Consider the following 1,006-nt stretch of genomic DNA (forward strand, 5'->3'; position numbering starts at 1 on the left):
AAACTACAGTTCGAAACTATTCCAATTCAACTAGTACTTTTATATTTCAGCCTCCCGATGACTATATCTTTTCACACTATTATATAATCTTTCCCGAGAATTAGCGCGTTTACATTATTTAGAAAGTTGAAATCTTATTCTCTGAACACACGTTGAGCAACTGATGGTGAAGTGCTGTACGATACAGTTATAGGAGATGCGACCATCCGCTTTTATGAAGGGGACTACGTGACAACATCAAGGATCGTATCAATTGATGTTAAGGCTCAGCAGATAATAACAGCAAGCAACTCTTGCTACGCTCTCAAGGGACGCGAAGAACGAGCTGTTATCGATTTAGACGATTTCGAACTCCTTCGCCACGGATTTTCGCCAGAGCAGATCCGGGCCTTAAACAGCTCATCACCTTTACTAGCCCATTAATGTTTGGCATCAAGCGAGTATTCAACAATTTATAATTTTCGCCTCCCTTGGCACCAACCAAAAAGAAGAGAACCGCCATCACCAAACGCCAGATAAAAGAAAACCAGCTCCCGCTGGCTTTCGTTTGCTTGGTTTAGGTTAGATTACTTCCAAGAGTACAGCCCATTTGCTCAATCATCCTTACTAGCTAGTCTTTCCTGCTTTGGCCTAGCCAAATTCCCGCATAAAAAAACATTGCCCAAAAGAGGCTTTGCCACAAACTACTTGCTAGAAAAGACGCAACCAAAACAGTAAATATAGTTAATAACGTATTTCCTGTTATTAGGAGAGCTTTACTTAAGAAAAAACTAAGTAATAAAAAAACAATCATTCCAAAAAGTAATGATCCATAAAATTTATTCTGTCGCTCCCCTCTAGCCTTTGAGTCATTAATATAGGCTTGTTCTAACCCTTTTAATTCTCCAATTTCCTTTTCTGTTAAATACCCTTTTTCGAACTTAGATTCATAATTTTGTTTATATTCACTATTTGAGTTCATGTATTCCAACATAACTGAGTTAACTCCTTTAACAAAGCCAAAAGT

The 1,006-nt window shown here is 38.1% G+C and carries 1 protein-coding gene; it reads right to left on the reverse strand.

The window, feature by feature from the left end:
* Positions 1-610: 610 nt before the first annotated feature.
* Positions 611-1,006: hypothetical protein (locus L1D51_RS21505; RefSeq protein ID WP_239964842.1), on the reverse strand; the 396-nt coding region annotated here is incomplete at its 5' end.

The organism is Pseudoalteromonas shioyasakiensis, from assembly GCF_022398475.1.
Lineage (GTDB): Bacteria > Pseudomonadota > Gammaproteobacteria > Enterobacterales > Alteromonadaceae > Pseudoalteromonas.